Source organism: Pirellulales bacterium (assembly GCA_035533075.1).
Taxonomy (GTDB): Bacteria; Planctomycetota; Planctomycetia; order Pirellulales; family JAICIG01; genus DASSFG01.
Genome location: DATLUO010000262.1, coordinates 14,914 through 37,648, shown reverse-complemented (window position 1 = coordinate 37,648; position 22,735 = coordinate 14,914). Strand labels below are relative to the sequence as shown.

Sequence of the window (22,735 nt, the reverse complement as noted above, 5' to 3'; positions counted from 1 at the left end):
AGGTGTTCTCCAAGCAGGCGGAATAGTCAGTATCATGTGGCACCGTAGGGTGGAACCACGAACGATCCATTTTACCAGACCCGGCCAGTCGCTCCCAGGCCGACAAATCGCGCGCGCGGCAAGTCGCCTTTTCGGTCGCAAAGGTCTATGATGTACCAATACGATTGCGTTTTTCCACGGGGCGTTTCCCCATGAAATCGGCTTATCCCAGCATCAAACAGCTTGCGCCCGACGACGTGACTCTCGACGCGCCGGTCGATCTCTTGTCGCCCAGCTCGGCGCCGTCGCCGGCCTGCAAGGTGGAACTGGTCGAGGGGAGCGAATCGGGACTCACCAGCCAGACGCAGGTTTTATTGCGATCTCGGCTGCGAGCGGCGTCGTTGGTCTTGTTTTTCGGATCGGGCGCGTTCCTGGTGAAAAACCTGATTACCGGCGGCCTGCCCGATCTGCGCGATCCGATGCTGCTCGCCGGCGAACGGCTGTTGTTTGGCTTTCATCTCTTCCACGTGACCATGCTGGGGTTGGTCAGCGTGGTGTTGCTGCGGCGCTGCCACCAGTTCAGCTTGCGTCAACTCCGGTTGACCGAGTTGGCCATTTTCGCCTGGACGGGCCTGTTTTTGTTGCGCGTGCAGCACTTCACCAGTCTGTATTGCGCCACGCAGCACGGTTTCATCCCGAATCCGGCCGGCATGTGGTTCACGCTCATCTTCACCTACGCGATCTTCATACCGAACACCTGGCGGCGGGCGGCCTGCGTCATCGGCGTGATGGCGGCCGCCCCGGTGATTTGGACCCTGTTCGATATGACCTGGTTCGAATCGATCGCCCAATGCCGTCAGAACTACGACGATTTTCCCGCTCTGGTGCTGATGATGGGCACCGCCTTCGGCGCCAGCGTATTGGGCACGCACATGATCGGCACCTTGCGCCGCGAGGCCTACGAAGCGAAGCAGCTCGGACAGTACCGGCTGAAGCACCTGATCGGTTCCGGCGGCATGGGCGAAGTCTATCTGGCCGAACATCAGCTTTTGAAGCGGCCCTGCGCGCTCAAGGTCATCCGGCCCGGCAAGGCCGACGACCCCAAGGTGCTGGCCCGCTTCGAGCGCGAGGTGCGGGCGACCGCGGCCCTTTCGCACTGGAACACGGTCGAGATTTTCGACTATGGCCGGACGGAAGACGGCACGTTTTACTACGTGATGGAGTATTTGCCCGGCTTGAGCCTGGCCGATCTCGTCCAGCGTTACGGACCGCTGCCGGTGGGCCGCGCCATCTATTTTTTGCGGCAGACCTGCGAGGCCCTGCACGAGGCCCACTCCAGCGGCCTGATCCATCGAGACATCAAGCCCGGCAATATCTTTGCGGCCCAGCGGGGCGGCGTTTACGACGTCGTGAAGCTGCTCGACTTCGGGCTGGCCAAGCCGCTGACCGGCAACGGCGACTACCTGGAGTTGACCCTGGACGGCGCCATCACCGGCTCTCCGCTGTTCATGTCGCCCGAACAATCGCTGGGCGAGAACGAGGCCGACGCCCGCGGCGACATTTATTCGCTGGGCGCCGTGGCCTATTACCTGCTGACGGGCCGCCCTCCCTTCGAGGGCAACACGGCCATGAAGGTGATGGTGGCCCACGCCCGCGAAGACGCCGTGCCGCTCTCGCGCTGGCGGCCGGAAATCCCCACCGACATCGAGCAGGTGGTGCTCCGCTGCCTGGCGAAGCGGCCCGAGGACCGCTTTCAGGACGTGTTGTCGTTGGAACAGGCCTTGGCCGACTGCGAGGCGGCCGTCGACTGGTCGCGCGACCGTGCCAAGCAGTGGTGGTACGAGACGGAAAGCGTGTTGGCAGAGCCGGCGATGCGGCCGGAATCCCTGACCTCCTCCGCCGTCGGGCAATGAGAGGAAGCCGCGGCAGTAGAACTGGCGTCGGGGCCGCCGGGTGTGGGCGCCGCGCCCACCCCGCCGGAAGCACGAGGACGGGTCGAGGGGTGGGCATTGGCAAATCCTGCTCTTGCGTGGACGCGTAACGGGGTTTGGTCCGGCAACGCACAATACGCGTGGCCGCCGGCGCGATGTCAAAACTGCCTTGTCTTGAAGGCCGCCGATTCGCGTCGTACACTGGATTTTCGCCCCCTATACGTCTTGCGACTCTGCCCTCGCACTTACCGCCGGAGCCCTTGCCATTAGTGTTTCTGCCGCGACCGACTTGGCCTTTCAACGGTGCATTGCGCACGATTGCGGCGCGACCTACGGCATCGACGAGGTGCGAGTCGCGTGCGATCGTTGCGGCAATCTGCTCGACGTGGCTTACGATTGGGACCGTGCCCGGCCGCCCGACTCGTGGGAGTTTTTCGAGCAAAAATGGTCTCGCCGCTACGACCCGCTCGATTTCAGCGGCGTGTGGCGGTTTCGCGAGCTGCTCCCCTTCGCTCCGCCCGAACAGATCGTGACGATCGGAGAGGGGCAGACGCTGCTGCTGCCTTCCGGCGGCGTAGCTAAGTATGTTGGCCTGCAGCCGGGCCGGCTCTTTCTGCAATACGAAGGGATGAACCCTTCGGGCAGCTTCAAAGACAATGGCATGTCGGCCGCCTTCACGCACGCGCGGATGACCGGCGCCACCCGCGCCGCCTGCGCTTCGACCGGCAACACCAGCGCGTCGCTGGCCCTCTATAGCTCGGTGACCAAGCTGATGCGGGCCTTGATCTTCGTCGGTTCGGGCAAAATCTCCTACGGCAAGCTCTCGCAGGCGCTCGACTACGGGGCGCTCACCATGCAGATTGCCGGCGACTTCGACGACGCCATGGCCCGCGTGCAGGAAGTCTCGAAAGAGCTGGGCATTTACCTGGTGAACAGCGTCAATCCCTTCCGGCTGGAAGGCCAGAAGACGATCATGTACCGCGTGCTCGAAGCGCTGCGCTGGGAGGTGCCCGACTGGATCGTCGTGCCCGGCGGGAACCTGGGCAACTCCAGCGCTTTTGGCAAGGCCTTCGCCGAGTTGCGGGAGATCGGTCTCATCGACCGCGTTCCGCGGCTGGCGGTCATCAACGCCGCGGGGGCCAACACGTTGCACGTGCTCTATGCCCAGCGAGAGCTGCGTTGGAACGCCGGCTGTCCCGACTGCGGCAAGTCGACGGGCTACTATTCCGAGCTCGATCGGCGAGGGCAACGCGCCTCGACCATCGCCAGCGCCATCGAGATCAATCGGCCGGTGAACCTGCTGAAATGCCTGCGGGCGCTCGACGTGTGCGACGGCGTGGTGCGCGAGGTGAGCGATCAGGAGATTCTCGACGCCAAGGCCCAGGTGGGCGCCGGCGGACTGGGCTGCGAGCCGGCCAGCGCGGCCAGCGTGGCGGGGGCGAAGCTGTTGCGCTCGGAGGGCGTGATCGGCGCCGACGAACGCGTGGTGTGCATCCTCACTGGGCACCAACTCAAAGACCCGACGGCCACTGTGGCTTATCACACGACCGACCAGCAGAAGTTCAACGAAGTCTTGGGCAGCCGCGGCGTGAAGCGTGCTTCGTTCGCCAATCGTGCCGTGGCGGTCTCGAACGATCTCAACGAGATCATCAAGGCGATCCAGGTTTACAGCTAGTGAACCGTGAGGGTTGCCTAAAAGTTGGGCAATGGATCGTGGGTTCGTCCACGAACGCACCGTCCGCCAGCATCCGGGCGACGTGCGGTTCTTGCAGGTCGCCGTCCGCGTCGCCGATCGGCAACAGAAGTTGTGGCCGAGGGTGGAAGTCGAGCAGGCGGAGGAGGAAGGGGCCGGCAAGTGATATTACCCGTCCCCGAGCGGCGTGGGGTAGAATGGCGGACGCCCGTCGAGCCGCCGAGAGCGTCGACGATCTACCACTACACTACGGAGACGGACTACCATGAGAACGATTGCTGCGTTTTTAGGTATTTCAGACGTTCGATGGCACGGCTGACATCTTTACCTACTTCTTTGAGGCTGGGCTCAACATTCTTCGCGAGCGCGGCCGCCTCGCATTCATTACGTCAGGAAGTTGGGTGCGCGCGAGCTTTGGCGAAGCGCTTCGACGATTCATCTTGGGGAACGCGAGTGTCGAATCAATGGTCGACTTTGGCGAATACCAACCGTTTGAAGACGCCGAGATGATCCGCCCGAGTATCACTGTGCTTCAAAAGGGTGGGCGCGACCGAAAATTGCGCCTCTTCAAGTGGCTCACGAGCGGCCATCCTCCTGAGAACCTATCGGAGGTCATCTTGTCTTCGCCGACAATGACGGTCGAACACCTGTCGGCGGCACCTTGGGAACTAGAGTCGGACGACGCGCGGCGGTTGCGCCAAAAGCTTGCATCAGCGGGCCAGAGCCTCGACGAGTATTGCCGCGGCCGGATTCTTCGCGGAGTGCTGATGGGTCTGACGGATGTCTTTGTGATCAGTGAGGCAAAGCGCGCGGAATTGATCGCGGCAGACCCACGAAGCGCCGACCTGATCAAACCGTTCGTGCAGGGCACTCACCTGCGGCCCTTTTACATCGAAGTATCTGACGAATATCTGCTTGCCATCAAGTCGAGCGCCAACCACAACTGGCCCTGGTCGGGGGCTGGCGATCAGGCCGAGGCGGTCTTCGCCAAACATTACCCGGCTGTGCATGCGCACCTTGATGCGTCGCGCGAGCGTGCAATAAAGCGGCAAGATCAAGGCCAGTTCTGGTGGGAGCTTCGCGCATGCGGATATTGGGACGCATTCGACCAGCCCAAGATCATGTGGCCAGACATCAGCAAGTTGCCACGGTTCAGTCTCGATCGCTCCGCGCGATGCGCGGGAAACACGGCGTACTTCGTGCCTGGAGATGACCCGTACTTGCTCGGCATACTCTCGTCCTGGACGACCTGGTTTTACATCAGCAAAACCGCTCAGCCGCTACGACTCCGCGGCAACCGCTGGCAGTATCGGCTCTTCACACAGTCGATGAGCGCAATCCCAATACCTGCGGCGAGCGACGCGGATCGGCACGCGATCGCCACGTTTGCCGAGCGCAGCGGGGTGTTAGCGCTCGAGCGCTACCGACTGCAATCGCATGTTCAGCGGCGCCTGATCGAGTCGTTCGGCGTCTCGCGCGACGGCCAGTCGCTTGGGACGCTGAACGAGAAGGCTCAGTTGTGGTGGGGGCTTGCTCTCCCCGCGCTCGGAGACGCCTTGAAGTCGAGTTTCAAGCTTGCGTCAAATCCGCTCAAGAACCCGCGAGCCGCGGACGAATGGGAGCCGTATCTGATGGAGAACCGCGCCAAGGTCGAGTCGTTGACCCGAGAAATTGCCGACGTCGAAGCTGAGTTGAATGATCGCGTCTATCGGCTGTTCGACCTGACCGTGGACGAAATCAAGTTCCTTCAACGTGAGGCGGAGCATTGATTCGATGATCAGCAGGACCATCGGCGCTCTCTCCTGCCGGTGATGACAATTCTGCCGTTTGTTACGCATGTTTGGGCGATTCGGTCTCTCTCGGGCGTCTTTCGCCGCCATCAAGCGAGTCTGCAAGGTCGATCGCTGGAAAGAATCCGGTGCGTTCTAGTCGCCTCATCGCCGCGTTGACTCGTAAGGCCCGGGATTGTCACTCCGCGGCAAGTTTGAAGACAAGCCACGAGAAGTTCGCTTTCACTAAGCGGCTCTGCGAGGGGGCGTGGCGGCGCTGACAATACCAATTCTTTCAAGCGCCGCGAGATCGTCTGCATGAACGTACCGAAAGCCTTGTGGCGGGTGAAACCCTGTCCAGATTTTGCGCAACTCCGCCAGCCTAACTTGCCGGTCGGATCTGCTGGGTTCGTCGATGTGGACGGCAACGCCTACTTGCGCGCCGGAAAAATACTGCAAGAACTCGCGTTGGCTTAGCCCGGAAAGCCCTTTGACGCGACGCCACAACTTATCCACAGGCAGCCGCGACACGCGTGCGACAATGAAGCTGCCCAGCAACGCGCCCACCGGCAATTTCGAGTACATTAGGACGCAGGCGCCGGGCGATACCTCTGGAAACCGCCGGCGAAGTTCAACTCGCTTTGTGCCAGCCAGGATTTGCTCTACGAATCGCGGCTCAATCGAAAGCAAGAGCGTACAGGGCGGCGAAGACTCGGGCCGGAATCGTGACGGGTGACTCAAGATTCGTCCTAATCCCATGCGTTCTAAGAATGGACTGAAAGTCGTTCCATCGAATTGGGCGTAGCAACTCCGTGTCGTGGAAGCGAACCGCCATGATTTCTGCTTCGGGGTCGCCCTTCGCCGTCGCTAGAACCTCCGGCCATTCGTAGACCCCAAGCCTTTGAAACTGCCGAAAAAGCCGCTTTGCCGCCCCGACCTGGACTTCGGCGATCCGCGAGCAGGCGCGAATCGATTTTGTTCCCTGGTATCGGTCATCGTCGCTGACGTACCAGAGGATCCGGCCGGGCCGTTTGACGTTTCGCTGACACGCGGAGCGATAATAAACGGATTCGGGGTTCAAGGCTAGGTCAACGTCTGCGCCAAAAAGCCCTTGAGTTGCAAGATGCTCGTCGAACAGGTGCGCGGCGAACCCGGCACGAATCGGCAAAAGGTAGGTGAGGAGCGGCCCATCCACGATCTTTCCAGGCCAGATCATGTGCTCAATTTCCGACGCCACCGCCGGAGTTAGCTCGCCTTTGAGCGACTCTGCGATCGCTGGAATGCGGTCTGATACAACGCCGACCTCATCAATCGCCCGGCCCAGGTTGCTCTTTCCCCAGGCCCCGGACAGGCAGAGCTTCATGTGCCCCTCTGAGACGCGAAGGAACCCGAGATCCGCGCACGCGCTTTCCACTGGCCCAGCAGCGATGCTTTCGCAAAGCAACAAACGGCTTTTTCCGTCGCCAACCGCGGTACGCACTAGGTGCGTGAGGATGCAGCGAGCGAGCGTTCCGGCGATTTTGTGTCGACACACGCGGAATAGCGGTATGCGAAGGCATCCCGAAGTCTGCTCGATGACGTAGAACGCCAGTACCGATCCGTCGTTGTCGCTGATTTTGAAGCAGCTAAACCGCTGAGGAGCTGCAAAAAAAGTGTTGAGCCCGTCGCGCACGCTCCAATGCGGGTCATTTGGGCCGGCCACGGCGCGGATCAACGAGTCATCGGCGGCGCTTGCACGTTGCCGGTTGATCCGCCTCGTTCCAGCAACCTGGAAGCGCTGATACTCGCTTTCTCGGACCAATTCGTCGATTCGCCCGATTAGCTCAGCGGGGCGCAGCACGCGAAGCCCTGAGAGGTGATAGACTTCGTCCGCCAGACGGAGAAGTTCGTCGTCTCGTGTCACAAAGGCGGCGGCCCCGCCAGCTACTGCACGAACTAGGTGCCTGAAGTCAGACTCGTCTTGTTCCGTTTTGAAGACCGGGAACAAAGGCCGGATAACCTGCTCCCACTTCATGAACTCGTCGTGCGAGTGTTTCAGTTCCTCGAATCGCAGTGCGTCCTGTTTCCGCTTTCGACGAAGCTGCGGGTCGCGAGCTCGATTGATGTCGTTGTTGAGCTCGGACGTAACGAAGAATTCGACTGAGTCTTGAAGCCAGTCGGCCAGCAGTCCCTGCGATTCTTCATTCCGACATTCCGCGAGGTCGACGAAAACGTTCGCATCGAGCACGACGATCGCGCAACGCGGCTCGCTCGTAAAAAGATCCGCGTGCCCGAAATCAAGCCAGAAATGCGTCAGCTCACTGCCGTCCGCCGCCCGACCAGGCGATTCCTTAAGCACGGTAAAGCCTAGCCGTTGCCAAACTCTGCACGCCGGGAAGTCCCTTCGGCAACGCAGATCGATTCCGGCCAGATGGTTTGTGCGAACAACGAGATGTCGAACCAGTTCTTCGGGATACCCCTTACCTCGCGCAGTTTCATCTACGCACAAGTGCGCTATGGTGGCCTTTGACTTTCCGAGGCGGTAGAGCAGGTATCCGACAAGAGCGTCGCGATCCCGCGCGATGAGAATGCCGCCTTTGCTTGCGTATTCATCGAACGCTCCGTCGGGAAGGAACCCGAGGGTTTCGCTGTTAGCTCTCCAGAGCTTCTTGACGAGCGTTAGGTAATGAGAGCCGGCATCAATCGGCTCAATTGTGGCCATGCGAATTATCGTAGCAAAGGAAGGGCAGGCTGGGAATCGCTGAAGATATCATCGACCCGCTTGCCGTTCCCACTTTGGGTCGCGCAGTGTGCGACTACTGCCCTCGTCAAGGCCAATGACCCGCGTGAAGGAACGGTTTCGCGCGGCGGTTCTTGGTGGTCGACCATGCGCCCCGCCGAGATAAACTCGGGCTTGCACCTGTTGGCCTATAACCTGGTTCGGCGCGTGTTGCTGGCTGATGCAAGAAGCCCTGCGGAGGGCCAAGCTGACCGAGAAGAAGATCACGACAGAGAACATGAGGGGCGTGCGACTTCTTCGGCCGCGCGGCGCCAATCTTGGCTGGGCGCGCGCCGGGGCGAAGTTGCTTGACGCCTTTCCATCGATTAGAATCCAGGACGTGACGCCGCCCAAGACTTGCGCCGATCTCAAGGATCCGCAATAGGCGAACAGCCGGTGGACGCGAGAAAACGGCGGAAAGAAACTGAACAAGAACAGCAAAAGGGAACGCGATGAGCGATGAAAGACGATGGGAATGGCTGGTGCAGCTCGATGACGAGCTCCTCATGGGTGGCATCATGACGTCGGATTTTGCTGCCGAGCTAATCCGGAACGCCGATCTCTGTTTCGTTCACGATGCGTTCGTCGCATGCCTGATAACGTGTGGTGCGACGATCGAGACTTGGCTCCGCGAGGAGGGAACGCATGGAAATCGCTTCGTGGATTTAATCGACGCCAGCGACTTCGATGCGGCCACGAAGACAGAAATGCACGCGTTGCGGAAGGAACGAAACCTTTGGGTCCATATCGATGATCCTTGGGAGGACCACGACGTGGAAGAGCAATACAGTAATGGACATTCTGAGCTGAAAGCCAAATGCGAGTCCGCTCTCCGGCTCATGCGGACAGTTGTGTATTCTACGCCATTTGTCTGACGTTCCGTTTCCGCAAGACGCCCATCAGCCTGGGCAGGAGGAGCGGCGCATCGAGCGAGTGCAGCGCGACGCCCGATCCATTCGCGGCGCGGAGTCGCGTCTGCTCTGCATCGTATCGCCACCATCCGGCGTTGTGCCGGATGGAGCGGCGATTGAAGGCCAGAGACGAATGGCCCCGCGCCGCCCTTTTCGCCTCCGTGGGTTGCCGTGCGTGTCGCCGCCGCGTCGCGGCGGCGGCACGCACAGGCGGGAGGGAGAAGGTCTCTTGCGTGGCCGGCTTCTGGCGTTCAATCAGCGCTCGACCGAGGCAAGCTCGGGTCGTGGCGGGAGAGGGCGCGGCGCGCCCGTTTCGCGCTCGTCGCCTTATCGACGCCGCCGAACCGCCCCGCGCGGAGGCGAATTCTCGCACGGCCAAACGGGGCTGCTTCGCCCCGCCACCATCGGGCCTCGTGGCGGTGGAGCGCTGATTGACCGCCAGAGACGAAGCGGCGTCTCCATTCCTCCGTCGCAGGTGCGCGCCACGGGCGTCCGCCGGCCGCCACGACGCGGCGGCTGGCGGACGCCCGCTGAGGGAAGGGGCCTTTGTCCGCGCCGGCCCTATCGGTGTTTCGCCCTTTGGCGTTCTTCATGCATCGGTAAAACCGGCAACGTCGCACGCGACTCTGCCGCATCTACGGCCAGACGGTGCCCGAAACAATCAGCTCGCAGAGCTTGCGTTTTACGGTGCGTACCAATTCGTCGCTGTCGGTCAGCGCGAGTATCTCGTCACGGGTCAGGAGAACCATCCGGACGCCTTCGGCGAGTGACTTCGAAACCACATCGTGCGCCTGTCTCTTGTCCTCGTCGCTGCCGGTGATGCCGTTTGCCGCGATAAGGATGCCGAAATCCAGCGCGCGGTTCTTGATTTTCGTGAGGAACCAATTCACTTCCATGCTGCCGACGGGGGACGACCAGTTCTTGCACTCCACAAGGATAAGGAAGTTGAGCGTCTTGAAGCCCCTCGCGTGCTGCTCGTTCCAAAGCGCGACGTCGATCTCCTCGGCATCGTAGGTGTTCTTCTTGTCCCGCGCGGTCATGCTAATACCCGGGATCATTTGAAACAGGTAGACGGCCAGGTCTTCGAGGTATTTTCCCTTCTCCACTTTCGTTTTGGCCGCGTCTGACTTGGCGAAGAGGTCTTTGATTTTCTTGGCCGAGAACTTAGGCATCGGCACGCGCCCCATGCACGGCCCGGTTTCGCAGATCGGCGACGATCCTGCCGAACGACCGCTTTCGCAGCCCTTCGAGGAAGTCTTCGATCGACATCGCCAGCACCGGATACTTGCTTAGGACACCCATCGCGTCCGCGGTCGCTTTCAGGAACAAGATCAGGCCCCACCGGACCTTTGCGCCGACGATCGCCCGCATCAGGTTCTTCGCCGCGCCCTCCGCATCGCGCGCAGTCATTACGGACGATCGGACTTCGATGGGGAGCGGATTGCCAATCAGTGACTCCAGTTCATCAGACCACACGGCGATGTCGGCCGTAATCTCTTCGGCAGAGGCGCGATGAAGAACACTCGCCTGGGTGTCCACGCCGCTCTCCCGAATCGCCGACGCGATGATGATGACCAGCTCGTCTTCCCTGATGGCCTGGTCCGCGTGTAGCCGGGCAAGAAAGGCGTCAACCAGTTCTCCAATTGGTTTCGTCGCAGTCTTGTAATCCCGCTCGTGCTTCGACCCGTGGTGCGGCGCGTGAATGAAGTGTGCGAGCCCGAACCGCAGAGCCTCCTCGTCGTCGGGTCGCGCGCGGAGGTACGGATAGAGGGCCAGATCACTGACTGGATCGGGCGCGCCGACGGAGACAACAAGAACGGGCTTCCCCATCGCGTCGGCGAGCCCCATCTGATAGAAGACGTTGGAGCTCTTCGGCCGCTCTCCCAGAACGGCGATCACGGCGTCCGCCTTCTGCACGCCTTCGATCAGCGACGCACGAAAGTTGTCGCCCGGTTCAATGTCCTCGTCCGACCGAACGCCGACACCTTCCCCTTCCAGCACGCGCCGGATAACCGACGTGTCCGTGCGGACTGGATACGACAGGAATACAGAGCGCACTATTTTCGCTCCGTTCGCTGGGCCGTTTTTCTGGCTTGCCGAACTCATGTCTCGACTCCGAAGCTGTTTCGCCCACTGACGGTCATTATACCGCCGAATCGGGATCCTCGCCCTACGAACCTTGCTCGACCGCCCAAAAGTTGGTTGGAATCCGGACCTTGGACCGCCGCACCACGGCGGAGCAAGAGGGAAAGGGAAAAAGCTTATCGGGCCGTCGCCTGGCGCATCCCATCACCGCCTGACCGAGGCAAGCTCGGGTCGTGGCGTTCCAGCGACATGCGGCTTTCGTTGCTGCCGCAGCCGACGCGGAATAATGCCGTCGGCTGCCTTTTCCCACGAGCGGGAGGCTACGGCAATGAGCGTCAGCTTCTCGGTTTCGCCCGACGTGGCGCGGCCTAGAACAGCCTATTGAAAAGGGGGACAGGCACCTCGCAACATGCTTGATTCGCGGCATGGAGTCCAGCAGCTCGGCCCCAGGCCCCCTTTTTCAACAGGCTTCCAAACCGCAGCCGGTTGTCGATCACGTTTGCGCTGCGGCGGCCTGTCGCGGCCCTTTGATCCTTTCGCCGGACGTGGTTTAGCTCACGCGCCGCAAGCCACCATCCGGCTTTATGCCGGTGGTGCTGTGATTGACCGCCAGAGAGGAAGCCGCGACCTCCCTTCCTCCGGCGACGGTGCGCGCCACGGGCGTCCGCCAGCGCCGCGACGCGGCGGACGCGGCGCGCCCGCTTCGCGGTCGTCGCCGTGGCGACGCGGCGGAACCGCGCCGCGTCGTGGCGAATCCTCGCACGGCCAAACGGGGCTGCTTCGCCCCGCCACCATTCCGGCCTTGTGCCGGTGGAGCGGTGATTGGACGCCAGAGACAAATGGCCGCCACCGCCCTTTTCGCCGACGTCGGTTTCCGTGCCGTGCGTGCCGCCCACAACTCTCCCAGAACAGAGAAGAGGAACCCGTTAAGGAACCCGTTCGCCCGAACCACTCGACGCCCCACCATCCTTTAGGAGCCGCACCATGAGTTAAAAAAACGGGGCGTCATCACGCCCGACGCACTTGACATTCATCGTTGGATCTCGACCGAGGCAGGCTCGGGTCGTGGCGGGGAAGACGCGGCGGGCGCGGCGCGCCGGCTTCGTGCTTGTCGGCGTGACGGGAATGGGGGGAGTTTCGCCGCGTTGCGGCTGACGAGGTTTTTGCGGCCCGGTAACCCAGGGTTCCGCTGCGCTGCACCCTGGGCTACCGAATGACGCCCGTTCCGGGCTACGGACGGCCGGCGGCCGTTGGAAGAAGTGTGGTTCCCGAAGTCGCCACCATTGACGGCCTTGTGCCGGTGGAGCGGTGATTGGACGCCAGAGACGAACGGCCCCGCGCCGCCCTTTTCGCCTCCCTCGGTTGCCGCGTCGTGCTTGCCGCCGCCGCGACGCACAGGGCTAAAGCCAACACGGAAGCCCGGCCGAAGCCGGCTGACGAATGATGGGGGCTGTTAGCCGTCAACCAGCAGATAAATCTGGTGGCAGACGAAGACAGCGCCATTCAAAACTCGCCCTCGGCGATCAAAGCTTCGCGCAATTCCAAGCGGCGCTGCGTATTGAACTGGAGCAACTGAACGGTGGCTCGGCCGGTAGGCGTGAGCCCGACAAGGTGCGCGCCTCGAAGCGCGAAATGCTGCGACCAATCATCACGACGCGGGTCGCGATGATGTCAAGCTCCTCGATGTAGCCTTCATACTCTTTGCGCTCGTCGGGTGATAGACTTCCCTGGTTGGCCTTTTCTGCGAGCTCGTCCAGCCGGGTCTGAAGCTCGGGATCGATGCGCAGCTCGATGATTGTAGGCAAGAGGCACGAGCGATTTGGCTCCGCAGTTCCACCGGATGAGAGGCGGACGGCATGTTTACAAAGAATACCAACGCAACCTGGGAAGCCCCAGCGGTTGTGCAAGAAGCATAAAGTGCCGGGTCGGGGAACTTCTCGCTACCCCGACGAATACCTCTATGAAGAATTGAGGTTGGTCCGGCAGACGAAAGGGCCGGCAACCGATAGGCCGCACCTAAACCACCGCGCCACTGCTCGACTCTACCTCGACCGGTTCGATTTCGGCCCAGCTTCCGCCCCAGCCAGCGAAGACGTCTCATTGCCGCCCGCGCGAAGTATCATCGGCGTCGCTCCAAAACTTATGGCCGGTACGGGCAATGAACACGTCTTCCAGCGTCGGTTTGCCGAGCGTGATCGAGTGGATGCGGCCGGGCAAGGCCTCGATCAAACGCGGCACCCACTGGGCGGCCTCCGGCATCTCCAAACGAACGCTGCCGTCGACTTCGTGCGGCGACAACTCGAACCGCTCGGCGATCGAGACGGCCAGCGACGCGGCGTCGTCCGTTTCGATCGTCAGCGTGTCGCCGCCGACGCTCTCCCGCAGCCGTTCGGGCGTATCGAGCGCCACCAGCGAGCCGGCGTTCAGGATGGCCAGGCGGTCGGCCTTGTCGGCCTCTTCCAAGAGGTGCGTGGTGAGCACGACGGTGACGCCCTCGTGGCCGCGAATCTGCCGCAAGTAGTCCCACAGATCGCTCCGCGCGGCGGGATCGAGTCCCGTGCTCGGCTCGTCCAGCAACACGAGCCGCGGACGGTGCAACATTCCTTTGGCCAGCTCGACGCGCCGCCGCAGGCCGCCGGAGAGCGTCTCGACCAGATCGCGGCGACGGTCCGTCAGTCCCAGCCGGGCAAGCATTTCGTCCGCCCGATGCCGCAGGGTGGTGCCCGACATGCCGTAGAGATGGCCTTGGTGGTGCAGGTTCTCGGCGACGGTCAGCTTTTTATCGAGGCTGGGCGATTGAAAGACCACGCCGATGCGCAGCCGCACGTCGGCGGTCTGCTTGGCCACGTCATAACCAAGCACGGCGGCCGAGCCTTGTTGGATGGGGATGAGCGTCGATAGCAATCGGAAGAGCGTCGTCTTGCCGCCGCCGTTGGGACCGAGCAGGGTGAAGATTTCGCCCGGCTCGACGCGCAGGTCGAGCCCCGCCAGCGCGGTTCGCCGGCCATAGCGATGCACGAGTTGCCGGGTTTCGATCGCGGCGGCGGGGAACATGGGATGTCAACCGGTGACCAACTGCGGCTCGGCGCGGTGCGGCAGGATCACGGGCTGAGGCCCGGTTGGCGCGGGCGGCACGGCCGCGGCGAGGGCTTCGTTCAGGTCGATCTCGCGGCCAGGCACCCGACGCGAAAGATACTCTTTCACAAAGTCGACCGTCTCATCGACTTCGTCGGCCTGGATCACCAGCAGCTCGCCCGGCTGCGACACGCGCAGCGCGGCTTCGACGGCCGAAACGGCGCCCTGAATCTCCAGCACGTCTCGAGCTCGCGTGGTGTTGGCCATGCCTCGGCGGAAGAGACCGATGATTTCCCCTTCGGTGCGTCCGCGGCGGTAGTGGTCTTCGTAGAGCACGACGCGATCGAACGTCTTGCCCAGCAGCTCGCCTTGCTCGATCAGGTCGCAATCGCGGCGGTCGCCGGCCGCGGTGTAGACGATCGAGCGATGGCCGTGCGGGAACTGCTCCACCACGTCGGCCAGCGCCTGCAACGCCGAAACGTTGTGTCCGTAGTCGACGATCACGGTCGTGTCGCCGATTTCGAGCAGGTTGAAGCGGCCGGGCGACTGCTCCAGGTTCGCCGAGAACGACGCCATGGCCGCAGCCAGCTTGTCGAGGGGCAGACCGAGGGCCCAGCCGGCGGCGGCGGTGGCCAGGGCGTTTTCGACCTGGAAGCCGATTCGGCCGCGGTGCGTCAGCGGCACCAGCGGGAGCGTGGTAATCACCGATTCTTCCAGGCCTTCGGCCGCCACAATCTCACTGCCGCGAACAAAGACCGCACGGCCGCCCGTCACGCGGTGCGCCGCAATCACCGCATCGTGCTCGTTCTGGGCGAAATAGATCACTTTGCCCGGACATTTCTCGGCCATGCCGGCCACCAAAGGATCGTCGGCTTTGAGCACGGCATAGCCCGTGGCAGCGACGGCTTCGACCACGCACCGCTTGACGCGGACGAGCTGCTCGAGCGTATCAACGCCTCCCACGCCCAAATGGTCACCGCCCGCGATATTCGTCACCACAGCCACGTCGCAAAAATCGAAACCGAGCCCTTCGCGGAGAATGCCGCCACGGGCGCATTCGAACACGGCCGCCTCAACCTGCGGATTGAAGAGCACCGCGCGGGCGCTCTTCGGCCCGGAGCAATCGCCCCGGTCGATGCGGCGATCGTTGATGTAAATGCCGTCGGTGCAGGTCAGGCCGACGGTCATGCCTTGCGACCGCAGGAGATGAGCGATGAACCGAGTGGTGGTGGTCTTGCCGTTGGTGCCCGTCACCGAGACGATCGGAATGCGGGCCGTTTCGTTGGGCGCAAACATGTTCGAGATGACGGCCGCGCCCACCGGACGCGGCTGTCCACTCGAAGGTTCGATGTGCATCCGCAGGCCCGGCCCGGCGTTGACTTCGACGATCGCGCCGCCCTGTTCTTCGAGCGGCCGGCTGATGTCGGTGGCCAGCACGTCGACGCCGGCGATGTCGAGTCCGATCGTCGTGGCCGCCTCGATGGCGCGAGCGGCAACTTCCGGGTGTACCAGTTCGGTGACGTCGGCGGCGGTCCCCCCGGTGCTCAGGTTGCCGTTGCGGCGGATGAGCACGCGCGTGCCGGCGGGCGGAACGGCCGAGGGCGACAGTCCCTGTTCGGCCAGCACGCCCATGGCCACCGGATCGAGTCGAATCTTGCTGAGCGGCGTGGCGTGGTCGTTGCCGCGGCGCGGATCGGCGTTCACGTGATCCACCAGCTCCGCCACCGTGTGAACACCGTCGCCGATGACCTGGGCCGGTTCGCGTCGAGCAGCCGCCACGAGTTGGTCGCCGACGATCAGTAACCGGTAGTCGGCGCCGGTGATGAACTTTTCGCAGACGACCGAATAGCCGCCTTCCGAGGCCGTGTTGAAGGCGGCAATGACTTGTTCTTTGGTTGTCAGAAAGGTGGCCACGTTCTTGCCCTGATTGCCGAACTGCGGCTTGACGACCACCGGGGTGCCGATCTCCTGCGCGGCCACCCAAGCGTCGTCGGCATTGGCCACCGGTCGCCCTTCGGGGACAGGCACGCCGACGGTGCGGAGCAGCATCCGCGTGAGGTCTTTGTCCTGGGCGATCTCTTCGGCGATGGCCCCGGTGCGGTCGGTCTCGGCGGCCCAGATCCGTCGCTGCCGTTTGCCATAGCCAAGCTGCACCAGGTTGCCGTCGTTCAGCCGGCGTGCCGGAATGCCGCGGGCCTTGGCGGCGTCGGCGATGGCACGTGTGCTTGGCCCCAGCCGAAGCTGTTGGTTCAGGTCGCTCAACCGGGCAATCTCGGCCTTCACGTCGAACGCACGGTCATGCACCGCCGCCTGCAAAAGCTCGAAGGCCGTTTTCATGGCAGCCTGGGCAAAGACCTCTTCTTCGTACTCGACGACCACTTTGTAGACGCCTTCGACCGAAGTTTCGCGGGCACGGCCAAAACCGACGGGAGAACCCGCCAGGCTTTGCAGCTCCAGCGTCACGTGCTCCAGAATATGGCCCTGATAGGTTCCGGTGCGCAGCCGTTGGAAAAAGCCTCCCCGCTCTCCAATGCCGCAACGATGCTCGATCATCGATGGCAGCCAACTCATCAGCCGCTCATTGAAGCCGGGCAACTCGTTCGAGGGAGAGTCTTTTAGCTCACCGAGATCGACCCAGGCTTCCAGCACCGGAAAGTTCGCCCAGACGTTCGGACCACGTAACACCAAAATTTTCTGAATTTCCATGCCTCTTCACTCAGGGTTTGCCCGATGGCTGATAAAGAACTTATCGCTCGCTGTTCCTCGCGGGCGAGAGACCTGTCTCGGTTTACGCGGCAGACGCCACCGCAGTTTGATGATGACTCAAAATCCTGGGAGTTGCTACCCTTCTCGAGCGGCTACGGCGCTGACGCGACTACTTCTACCGGCGAAGTGGACCGAGAATCCATTTAAGGCAAATCATCGGTGGCCAACCGGGCCGGCATGACCCTCCTCATGCGAATGACCGTGCATACCGGTGGGACCGGAAATACAGGCGGTGCATTGCCATCCGCGCTCTCAGAGCAAGACGCCGCTTCTGTAGGGAACGGACTCCGTGCCGTTCCGCGTTAAGACGTGAGAACGCTTCCTTGCAACTCTCCTCGAAGCCTGAAGGGCGGTCCATCGAGCACCAGCAAAGAAGAACGCCGGCCCCGCGTGGGCCGGTTGCTGAAGTGTCGATCAAGCTCGAGCTCAAGATCCTTGACGCAGTGTGGCGGCACCTATCATACATGAGATGCCGCTCGCGGCCAATTCGTTACCCGGCCGACCGGGATTTTTTTTCTCGATTCCTAACGGGATGCCAACCGAGCGCAAACGGTATAGAATTGCCCCAGGCTTGGCCCGCCCTCCTACTGCAAATGGCAAGCCGCTCGTTCGCGAAACCGCACAAGCTCGCCTCGGTCGTTTTTACGCAATTTCTTGGGAGACAACGCTTTTGCCCGGAAGAACCGACACGCTCAGCCAATTGCCCAAGCACTGGCAGCGGGAAGTCCGCCGGCAGCTCGATTCGGGCGAAACTGTGCTGGCGTGGTTCGAGCCCGACCTGGACACCCGTTTGCGGTATGCCGAAGGTCTCGTGCTCGTCACCGACCACCGAGTGTTGACCGCTCAAGCGCCGGTGAGCGTCGAGGCGGGTGCCGACGAGGGTCTGTGGCGGTCGTGGCCTCTCGATAGTGTCACTGAACTGGGGGCCGCGGCCGAGGCGGGCGTCGGCACGCTGGAACTGTTGGCCACCGGAAGGCGTTTGGCCCATTGGCATTACACCATCGGCCGCTCGTCGAACGCCGACCGGCTCGTGCAGCAGTTTGCCGCCTTTCGACGCAGTGGGCTGACGCGCCCAGGCGACGCCCGGCTCGGCGACGAACAACCGAAAACCTGCTGCCCCGATTGTGGCGCGGAGTTGCCGGCGGAATCGATCGATTGTCCGATTTGCGCCGCGGGCAAGTTGGCCCGACCGACCCGCTCGCTGCTGCGGTTAGTCCGCTTCGCTCGTCCGCACGCGCGGACTGTCGCCCTCGGCTTCTTGTTGATGCTCGTCGGCACGGCGGCGGGACAGCTCCCGCCCTATCTCATCATCCCCCTGGTCGATAAGGTGCTGAAACCGTTCGAAGCCGGCGCAGACATTTCGTTCAGCCTGGTTCGATGGTACCTGGCCGGACTTTTTCTAGCCGCCATTCTGGCTTGGGCTTTTAACTGGGGGCGCACCTATGTGCTGGCCTGGGTCTTTGAGCGGATCAGCGCCGACTTGCGCACCCACACCTACGGCCATCTCCAACGCCTCTCGCTGGAATACTTCGGCGGGCAGCGGACCGGCGACTTGATGGCCCGCGTCAGTACCGACACGGAGCGCATTTGCGACTTTCTCTCACTCAACCTGCTCGACTTCGGCACCGACCTGGTCATGATGACCATGACCGCGTCAATCTTGTTCTGGATCAACCCCTGGTTGGCCCTCGTCACACTCCTGCCGTTCCCGTTGCTGGGCTGGATGATTTTGCACGTGCGCGAGCGGCTGCGTAAGGGCTTTCTGGAAGCCGGCCGCGTGTGGGGCGATATGACGAGTGTGCTGGCCGATACGATTCCCGGCATTCGCGTGGTGAAGGCATTTGCGCAGGAGCAGCGCGAGATCGAGCGCTTTCGGCAGAGCAACGACCAGGTATTGGCCGCCAACGACCGCGTGAATCGCGTCTGGTCGTCCTTTGGCCCGGCGGTCACCTTGTCGACCGAGGTCGGCCTGCTGGTGATTTGGGCCTTCGGCGCTTGGATGATCTTTCGTCACCAGATCACCGTCGGCGTGTTGATGGGATTCACCGCGTATATGGCCCGCTTTTATGCGCGGCTCGATTCGATGAGCCGCATGGTGGCCGCCGTGCAACGCGCCGCCGCCAGCTCGCAGCGCATCTTCGAGATTCTCGACCAGGCGCCCAGCGTGCGCGAGCCGGAAAACCCCGTCAGCCCAGGCAGGCTCGACGGCGAGATCGAGCTGCGGCACGTCGGTTTTCGGTATGGCAACCGGCCGGTGCTCGACGACGTGAATCTGACCATCCGTCCCGGCGAAATGATCGGCCTGGTCGGCCCCAGCGGATCGGGCAAAAGCACGCTGGTCAATCTCGTCTGCCGCTTCTACGACGTCAACGAAGGAGCCGTGCTGATCGACGGCCACGACGTGCGCCGGTTCGCTTTGGAAGAGTACCGCCGCAACATCGGGCTGGTGTTGCAAGAGCCGTTTCTCTTCTATGGCACGATCGCCGAGAACATCGCCTATGGCCGGCCGGACGTGGGTCTCGACGAAATGATCGCGGCGGCGCGTGCCGCGCGGGCCCACGAGTTCATCTTGCGCCTGCCCGACGGCTATGACTCGATTGTCGGCGAGCGCGGGCAAAAGCTGTCGGGCGGCGAGCGCCAGCGGATCTCGATCGCCAGGGCGCTGTTGATCGACCCGCGCATCCTGATCCTCGACGAAGCCACCTCGTCGGTCGACACCGAGACCGAGCGCGAGATCCAGTTGGCGCTCGACAACTTGATTCGCGGCCGCACGACGATCGCCATTGCCCACCGGCTGAGCACGCTGCGCCGCGCCGACCGCATCGTGGTGCTCGAACACGGCAAGATCGTGGAGATCGGCCAGCACGACGATTTGTTGGAACAACAAGGCGCCTATGCACGTTTGCACCGGGCACAATTGGAACTGGCCGGAGAACTGTAGCCATTTTGGATTTTCGATTTTGGATTGTTCGCCATTCCAATCCAAAATCCAAAATCCGCAATCCAAAATCATGAACGAAGACCTTCCCCTCGACGCTCCGCCCGTGCTCACCACCGGCCTGACTCAGGACGCGTGGGGGCAACTTATCTTCACCGATGCCGACGGACGGCGTCACGAAAACGTGGTTCCGGTGCGGGCCTTTCCCATTACTGATCCGACCCGACACATCTCGATCTGTGACAGCCGCGGCGCCGAACTGGCCTGCTGTGAAGACCTGACGAAGCTGCCGGCCGACGAACGAGAGCTGATCGAGTCTGACCTGGCACGCCGCGATTTCATTCCGGAGATCCAGCGGATCGTGCGCATCTCGTCGGGCCTGTCGCCCACGGAGTGGACGGTGGAAACCGACCGCGGAACGACGACCTTTGTCGTCGAGAGCGAGGAGAACGTCCGTCGCTTGGGCCGTCATCAGGCGACGATCACCGACAGCCATCGCATGCGTTACCTGATTCGCGACCTTCGCCAGCTCGATACGGCCGGCCGCCGGCTGCTGGAAAGGTTTTTGTAGCGGGTACAATCAAGGCCGGGCATTCCAGGGCTTCAGAGGAGTATTGCGTGGGCCATCAAGACGACAACATCGTTGTGCGCCGCTGGTCGCGTCGGCGGTGGTTGCACTGGGGCGCGCTCGGCGCCGCGGGCTGCGGTTTGTCCTTGCCCGATTTGTTGGCCGCCGAATCGGCCGCCCGCTACGGCATTCGCCCGACCGCCGACAACTGCATCCTGCTGTTTCTCGATGGCGGTCCCAGCCATCTCGATATATGGGACATGAAGCCCGATGCGCCGGAAGGCATTCGGGGCGAATTCAAGCCCATTTCCACCTCGCTGCCGGGCTACCAGATGAGCGAGCACCTGCCGAAGGTGGCCCGGTGGATGCACCGGGCCACCGTCGTGCGGTCGATGCACCACAGCGTCAACAATTCGCACGGCGCCGCGGTCTATACGGCGCTCACCGGGCTGGACCGCGGCGAGCGCGGCGGGCTGGCTTCGCCGACCGATCATCCCTGCATGGGAGCCGTACTGTCGAAACTGCGGCCCACGCCCCCCAACGTGCTTTCGCACGTCCACATGCCGTACATCACTCAGGAAGGCGCCGGCAATCCTCCGCAACCCGGCTTCTTCGGCGGGTTCATGGGCCGCAGTTGCGATCCGCTGTTCGTCCTCGAAGACCCCAATTCACCCAACTTCAAAGTGCCCGAGCTGACGCTGCGCGAGGAGGTCTCTGCGGGGCGGCTCGATGGCCGGAGGCAACTGTTCAGCACGCTCGGCGCCCGCTTGGCATCGAGCGCGGGTCGATCGGCCGCCGCGGAGATGACCGCGGCGCAAGGCGTCGCGCTGAATCTGCTCACCTCCGATGAAACGCAGCGGGCGTTCCGGTTGGCCGAGGAAACCGACGCCGACCGTGACCGCTATGGACGCAATGTCTACGGCCAGAGCGTGCTGCTGGCCCGGCGGCTGATCGAGCGCGGCACGCGGCTGGTGACGATCTCCTGGGCACCGAACGCCAATGCCACCTGGGATACGCACGGCAGTAATTTCCAGAACCTCAAGACGACGCTTCTGCCGCAGCTCGATGCGGCGTGCAGCAGCTTGGTCAACGATCTCGTCGATCGCGGCCTGCTCGAGCGGACCATCGTGGCGGTGTTCGGCGACTTCGGCCGCACTCCGCGGATCAACGGCAACAACGGCGGCCGCGATCACTGGAACTATTGCTACAGCTTGATGTTGTTCGGAGGCGGTTTCAAAGCCGGACTCGTATTCGGTTCGAGCGACGGCACCGGCGCCTATCCGGCCAGCAATCCGCTGGTGCCGGGCGACATTCTGTCGACCATTTACCACGCGTTGGGCGTTCCCAACCAGCACGAGATTTACGATCAGCTTCAGCGGCCGCATCGCGTCGTCCCGGCCGGCGATGTGGTGCCTGAGTTGTTGGCGTGAGGCGTGCTGTCTATTTCGCGTCGTGCTGGCGACACCAGGCGATTTTTTCGGCTGTCGTTGTGGGGCGGTCCCCCGCCGGAATAGCCTTGGCAGGCTTCTCGACTGCGACGGTAGCGGCCGAGGCTTCCTCGGCCGGCGATTCAGCAACGGGCGCTTCGACGGGCGCGGCGTTCTCAGCCGGCGCCACCTTGCGGCGCGCCGCCGCCAGGATTTCGGCCGTCGTCGGCTGGCTTGCGGCGGGCGCGGGCGGTGCCGCTTCGGGGGCCTTGGCTACGGGAGCAGCGCCCGCACCGGCCTTGGCACGGGCGGCCGCGATAATCTCCGAGGTGCTCAGCTTCTTCTTTTCGCCGTCCGGAGCGGCCGGAGCAGCCTCGGCCTTCGCAGCCGGGGCTGCCTTCGCCGGAGTGGGCGACTTGCCGGCGCGAGCGGCCGCCAGGATGTCGCTGGTCGATTTCTTGGGCGCCTCGCCCGGCTTTTTGGCGGCGCCTTGGGCACGGGCCATTTCCAACGGCGAGAGTTTCTTTTCGCCGGCCGCTGCCTTGGGGCCTGGCTCGGCTTTCTTGGCCGGCGCCGCCTTGGCCGGTTTGGCATGCGCCTCGGCGGGCTTGGCAGGCGGCTCGTCGACCACCTTGAGAAAATCGAGACCGATGTCGTACCAGCCGACGTTGTTGTAAGCGTCGAACTCGACCAACGCTCGGCCGCTCATGTTGACGGTCTTGATCCGCCCGGCCAGGCCGCGAAAGCGGGCCAGTTCCGGCCGCGAATCATCGACGACCACGTACTTGTCAGTGTATTGCTGCTTGAGTGATTCGATCTGATCGAAAACCATCGC

General features: G+C 62.8%; 15 protein-coding genes. 8 read left to right on the top strand and 7 right to left on the bottom strand.

Features of this window, described 5'->3' with window-relative positions; all coding sequences use genetic code 11:
- Window positions 1-191 precede the first annotated feature (191 nt).
- The 4 genes from VNH11_32835 (at window position 192) to VNH11_32820 (ending at window position 5,372) form a co-directional block, all read left to right on the top strand.
- A complete protein-coding gene (locus VNH11_32835; protein HVA51174.1) occupies window positions 192-1,892 on the top strand; it encodes a serine/threonine-protein kinase in 1,701 nt (566 codons plus the stop codon).
- A gap of 307 nt (window positions 1,893-2,199) precedes the next feature.
- On the top strand, window positions 2,200-3,585 hold the full coding sequence (gene thrC / locus VNH11_32830) for a threonine synthase (GenBank protein HVA51173.1): 1,386 nt from the start codon (window positions 2,200-2,202) through the stop codon (window positions 3,583-3,585).
- Window positions 3,586-3,616: 31 nt separating this feature from the next.
- Entirely contained in the window at window positions 3,617-3,769 is a 153-nt protein-coding gene (locus VNH11_32825) for a hypothetical protein (protein HVA51172.1), read from the top strand.
- Window positions 3,770-4,220: 451 nt separating this feature from the next.
- Window positions 4,221-5,372, top strand: a complete 1,152-nt coding sequence (locus VNH11_32820) for a hypothetical protein (GenBank protein ID HVA51171.1) — start codon at window positions 4,221-4,223, stop codon at window positions 5,370-5,372.
- 676 nt (window positions 5,373-6,048) lie between these two features.
- On the opposite strand, the gene VNH11_32815 is transcribed toward VNH11_32820, so the two are convergent.
- Window positions 6,049-8,073 carry a GNAT family N-acetyltransferase gene (locus tag VNH11_32815; protein ID HVA51170.1) on the bottom strand — a complete coding sequence of 675 codons (2,025 nt, stop codon included), beginning with the start codon at window positions 8,071-8,073 and terminating at the stop codon, window positions 6,049-6,051.
- A 509-nt stretch (window positions 8,074-8,582) separates the two neighbouring features.
- On the opposite strand from VNH11_32815, the gene VNH11_32810 reads away from it, so the two are divergent.
- Window positions 8,583-9,005, top strand: a complete 423-nt coding sequence (locus VNH11_32810) for a hypothetical protein (protein HVA51169.1) — start codon at window positions 8,583-8,585, stop codon at window positions 9,003-9,005.
- Window positions 9,006-9,676: 671 nt separating this feature from the next.
- Here the strand turns inward: VNH11_32810 and VNH11_32805 are convergent.
- From VNH11_32805 to cphA, 5 genes are all read right to left on the bottom strand, one after another.
- Window positions 9,677-10,213: a restriction endonuclease gene (locus VNH11_32805; protein HVA51168.1), complete on the bottom strand. Its 537-nt coding sequence runs from the start codon at window positions 10,211-10,213 to the stop codon at window positions 9,677-9,679.
- On the bottom strand, window positions 10,206-11,147 hold the full coding sequence (locus VNH11_32800) for a toll/interleukin-1 receptor domain-containing protein (GenBank protein ID HVA51167.1): 942 nt from the start codon (window positions 11,145-11,147) through the stop codon (window positions 10,206-10,208). Before VNH11_32800 ends, VNH11_32805 begins: the two co-directional genes overlap by 8 nt.
- Window positions 11,148-12,649: 1,502 nt before the next feature.
- The gene (locus VNH11_32795; protein HVA51166.1) at window positions 12,650-12,931 is read right to left on the bottom strand and encodes a hypothetical protein; all 282 of its coding nucleotides are present in this window, start codon (window positions 12,929-12,931) and stop codon (window positions 12,650-12,652) included.
- Window positions 12,932-13,223: 292 nt separating this feature from the next.
- Window positions 13,224-14,180, bottom strand: coding sequence for an ATP-binding cassette domain-containing protein (locus VNH11_32790; GenBank protein HVA51165.1), 957 nt, complete (start codon window positions 14,178-14,180; stop codon window positions 13,224-13,226).
- A gap of 6 nt (window positions 14,181-14,186) precedes the next feature.
- Entirely contained in the window at window positions 14,187-16,907 is a 2,721-nt protein-coding gene (cphA, locus tag VNH11_32785; protein ID HVA51164.1) for a cyanophycin synthetase, read from the bottom strand.
- Window positions 16,908-17,637: 730 nt separating this feature from the next.
- Between cphA and VNH11_32780 the strand changes: the two genes are divergently transcribed.
- From VNH11_32780 to VNH11_32770, 3 genes are all read left to right on the top strand, one after another.
- Window positions 17,638-19,908: an ABC transporter ATP-binding protein gene (locus tag VNH11_32780; protein HVA51163.1), complete on the top strand. Its 2,271-nt coding sequence runs from the start codon at window positions 17,638-17,640 to the stop codon at window positions 19,906-19,908.
- Between the two features lie 70 nt (window positions 19,909-19,978).
- Window positions 19,979-20,476 (top strand): DUF1854 domain-containing protein, encoded by a 498-nt coding sequence (locus tag VNH11_32775; protein HVA51162.1) that lies wholly within the window; start codon window positions 19,979-19,981, stop codon window positions 20,474-20,476.
- Between the two features lie 47 nt (window positions 20,477-20,523).
- Entirely contained in the window at window positions 20,524-21,903 is a 1,380-nt protein-coding gene (locus VNH11_32770) for a DUF1501 domain-containing protein (protein ID HVA51161.1), read from the top strand.
- 10 nt (window positions 21,904-21,913) lie between these two features.
- On the opposite strand, the gene VNH11_32765 is transcribed toward VNH11_32770, so the two are convergent.
- Window positions 21,914-22,732, bottom strand: a complete 819-nt coding sequence (locus VNH11_32765) for a hypothetical protein (protein HVA51160.1) — start codon at window positions 22,730-22,732, stop codon at window positions 21,914-21,916.
- Between the last annotated feature and the right edge of the window lie 3 nt (window positions 22,733-22,735).

Bases quoted from the DNA above. Each gene is read 5' to 3' on its own strand.
- VNH11_32835 (HVA51174.1), top strand. From the start codon at position 192: ATGAAATCGGCTTATCCCAGCATCAAACAGCTTGCGCCCGACGACGTG.
- VNH11_32825 (HVA51172.1), top strand. From the start codon at position 3,617: ATGGATCGTGGGTTCGTCCACGAACGCACCGTCCGCCAGCATCCGGGC.
- VNH11_32815 (HVA51170.1), bottom strand. From the start codon at position 8,073: ATGGCCACAATTGAGCCGATTGATGCCGGCTCTCATTACCTAACGCTC.
- VNH11_32810 (HVA51169.1), top strand. From the start codon at position 8,583: ATGAGCGATGAAAGACGATGGGAATGGCTGGTGCAGCTCGATGACGAG.
- VNH11_32805 (HVA51168.1), bottom strand. From the start codon at position 10,213: ATGCCTAAGTTCTCGGCCAAGAAAATCAAAGACCTCTTCGCCAAGTCA.
- VNH11_32800 (HVA51167.1), bottom strand. From the start codon at position 11,147: ATGAGTTCGGCAAGCCAGAAAAACGGCCCAGCGAACGGAGCGAAAATA.
- VNH11_32790 (HVA51165.1), bottom strand. From the start codon at position 14,180: ATGTTCCCCGCCGCCGCGATCGAAACCCGGCAACTCGTGCATCGCTAT.
- cphA (HVA51164.1), bottom strand. From the start codon at position 16,907: ATGGAAATTCAGAAAATTTTGGTGTTACGTGGTCCGAACGTCTGGGCG.
- VNH11_32775 (HVA51162.1), top strand. From the start codon at position 19,979: ATGAACGAAGACCTTCCCCTCGACGCTCCGCCCGTGCTCACCACCGGC.
- VNH11_32765 (HVA51160.1), bottom strand. From the start codon at position 22,732: ATGGTTTTCGATCAGATCGAATCACTCAAGCAGCAATACACTGACAAG.